2 protein-coding genes and 1 pseudogene are annotated in these 2,770 nt (G+C 68.6%); all 3 read left to right on the top strand.

Going from position 1 to position 2,770, the window contains the following annotated elements:
- Window positions 1-49: 49 nt before the first annotated feature.
- On the top strand, window positions 50-964 hold the full coding sequence (locus BR70_RS0100160; protein ID WP_081827158.1) for a hypothetical protein: 915 nt from the start codon (window positions 50-52) through the stop codon (window positions 962-964).
- Window positions 964-2,106, top strand: a complete 1,143-nt coding sequence (locus BR70_RS21925; protein WP_051596476.1) for an alpha/beta hydrolase family protein — start codon at window positions 964-966, stop codon at window positions 2,104-2,106. The genes BR70_RS0100160 and BR70_RS21925 overlap by 1 nt, the downstream gene beginning before the upstream one ends.
- Window positions 2,107-2,432: 326 nt before the next feature.
- Window positions 2,433-2,770 (top strand): annotated as a pseudogene (locus BR70_RS18730) (hypothetical protein); the annotation flags it as partial.

The following is a 2,770-nucleotide window of genomic DNA, read 5'->3' as shown; positions in this document are numbered from 1 at the left end:
CCCGCCGCTTCACCACCTACGCGGACACGACGGAAGAGGAGCACTTCGGGTGATCCAAAGCGTATGTCTCCTGGTCCTCATCGCGGTCGTCGCGATCCGGCACCGATCCTGGCGAAAGCCCGCATGGTGGGCCACCGTCTTCGCAGCGGTGTCGCTCGCAACCTACGGAGTCATCGGCGCTCCGCCCCTGGTGCTCGACGGCCTCCTCGGTTCCCGGAACCTCCTGACGCTCGTCCGTGACGCCTCGGCCGTCGCGGCACTGGCGCTGTTCCACAACGCCGTCGCTGCCGAACGCGGGTTCCAACGCCGGCGGCTGCCGTGGTGGGCGATCGTCGCGGCGATCGTCGCGTTCTCGGTCCCGTTCCTGCTCATTACAGCACCCGCAGGGGACGCCTCACGCTTCGTACTCGACCGTCTCGACCAGTCAGCCGTGTGGCTGTTCGCGACGTTGTACACGGCGATCATGGGCGCCCTCAGCGCCCACACGATCCGAATGCTGGCGGAGCGGCGAACGATCCCGACAGTGTTCTGGGTGATCGGGCTGTCCCTGATGCTTGTCAGCGACGTCATCGAGGTGATCTACCTCGGCATCGCGCACTTCGCGCCCGTCACAGCCGCATTGCGAGAGCACTACTACTACGTGGCCCAGACGCCGTTCTTCTCCGGCATCATCATCGCCGTCGGCGGGTTCTTCTGGATCCTCGGCGCCCGCAGCTTCTGGCGGGCAGCTGCTCGATGGACGGTCCGGATCGACGCCCGCGGCCACGGCCCTAGCTACCGAGAGGGCCGGCTGGCGCTCGTGCGTCCGGGCGGGTGGTCGAACAAGCAGCTCGCGTTCGACTCGGCCGCGAACGTCCGGGACCGCGTCAGGGTCGGGATCCAGGAGCTCTCGGCGACCGAACGCATCGTGTTCGGGCTCATCGAACGAACGCTGTCCAAGAAGCTCGGAGAGGTCACCCCCTGATGCTCGCCCTCATCATCATCGTCATCGCGGTCGTCGTTCTCGCCGCGGCGTACGCGGCGGCCGTGCTGTTCCTCGCCCGGGCGGTGGTCTTCCCGCAACGGGCTCGGCCGACCAAGATCGTGAGCGTCGACGATGACGGCCAGCGCGTCATCCTCTCGAGCAACCCGCTGACGAGCTTCGACGGGATCCTCGGGCTGCTGTACGACAACGAGACGAAGCTGACCGTGCTGGCCCCCGGTGCGAAGGTCGCCGCCGACGGCAGCACCGTGACGCGGCACCTGGCCGAACGCGCACCGCTCGAGCGAGGCACCGAAGGCCGTGCCGCGGGGAACGTGTTCACCGCCACGAACGTCGCCGAGAGCGGACCGGTGGACGTCGCGATAGACACCGACCACGCGACGCAGCCAGCGTGGCTGTACGCCGGCGTCGGCACGAATTCGTCGACGTGGGTGCTCCACGTGCACGGCATGCTCGCCGGCCGCGACTCCGCCCTCCGAAGCGTCCGCGCCCTCGCCGGCACGGGCTACACATCGCTCGTGGTCTCGTACCGCGGCGACCGTGAGGCGGCAGGGGAGGGACGTGCACCCTCGACACTCGGGCAGACGGAGTGGCGCGATCTTGACGCCGCAATCGCGTACGCGCGATCGCAGGGAGCAGCGCGCATCGTCGTCGTGGGCTGGTCGCTGGGCGCGACCGTGGCGCTCGAGGAAACGGTGCACGGGCCGCAGGGCGCCTCAATCGACGCACTGGTACTCGTGTCACCGGTCGTCAGCTGGGCACGAACCATCCACTACGGCATGGCCCGCCAGCGCGTCCCGCGCTGGCTCGCATCGTCAGCGATCGCGTTCCTGTCGTCGCGGATCGGCGCACGCCTGCTCGGCCTCCCGGTGACGCTGCGTCTGTCCGAGGCGCTGCCGGTCACAGATGTACCGGCGTTGGTCATCCACTCGGACGGCGACTTGACCACCCCCTTCGCCGCGTCCCGGGCCTTCGCCGCGAGCTCGGCCCACGTCGACCTGGTGCAGTTCCCAGCGAGCCCGCACGCGATGGAATGGAACGCAGATCCGGAGCGCTTCGCCGCCACCGCCGGTGACTGGATCGTTGCGACTCTGCGACAGGTGGGCGCAAAAACGGAGAAGTAACCCGAACTGGGGCCAGTTCGTTGCGATGAACTTGCAAATCTGCAACACTCGCAGTCATGAGTGGTGCAGTGAACGCGCATGTCGGAGGCGAACCGACCGACGCCCGCCGCGCTTGCCCCGCATGTGGCAGCGAGAAGGTCGGTAGCCGGTTCTGCACCGAGTGCTCGACTGAACTGGTTCCCCCGGTCGCAGTGACGCATGCGTTCGGCCCGATGTGGGCAGTTAACGGCCACGTTCTGACCGTCCCCGCGGGACAGGACGTCCGACGGGCAGTCCTCGATGCGGTCACCAACCTCGTTGACGCGACTGCGCCCGTACGTGTCGTCGTGACAGACGGCGAACTCGTGACCAAGGTGGTCCTCCGGCTCGACGGCAGCTCCGTCGCCGAGGGCGCCGATGCTGCCTCGTGGGCTGGCCCCGGCCGGGCAGTCGTCCCGCCGACCGTCGCCGCTCGGCAGACGTCGATCGTGGGCGTGCACCCCGGCGCCGGTGTGAGCACCTGGGCACAACTGCTCGACCTTCCCGAAGCGCAGCTCACCAACGAGCTGCAGGGCCCGGTCGTGCTGGTCTGCCGGTCGACACCCGCAGGCATCAACGCGACCAAGGCCGCGATCCACTCGCTCGGCACCGCCGCGGTGGACGCGGTTCTCGTCGTCGCCGATGC

This window comes from Curtobacterium sp. UNCCL17, from assembly GCF_000686685.1.
Classification (GTDB): domain Bacteria; phylum Actinomycetota; class Actinomycetes; order Actinomycetales; family Microbacteriaceae; genus Curtobacterium; species Curtobacterium flaccumfaciens.
This window is presented reverse-complemented; position numbering and strand designations above follow the sequence as displayed.

Coding starts and splice junctions, on each gene's coding strand:
- BR70_RS21925 (WP_051596476.1), top strand. CDS start 964: ATGCTCGCCCTCATCATCATCGTCATCGCGGTCGTCGTTCTCGCCGCG.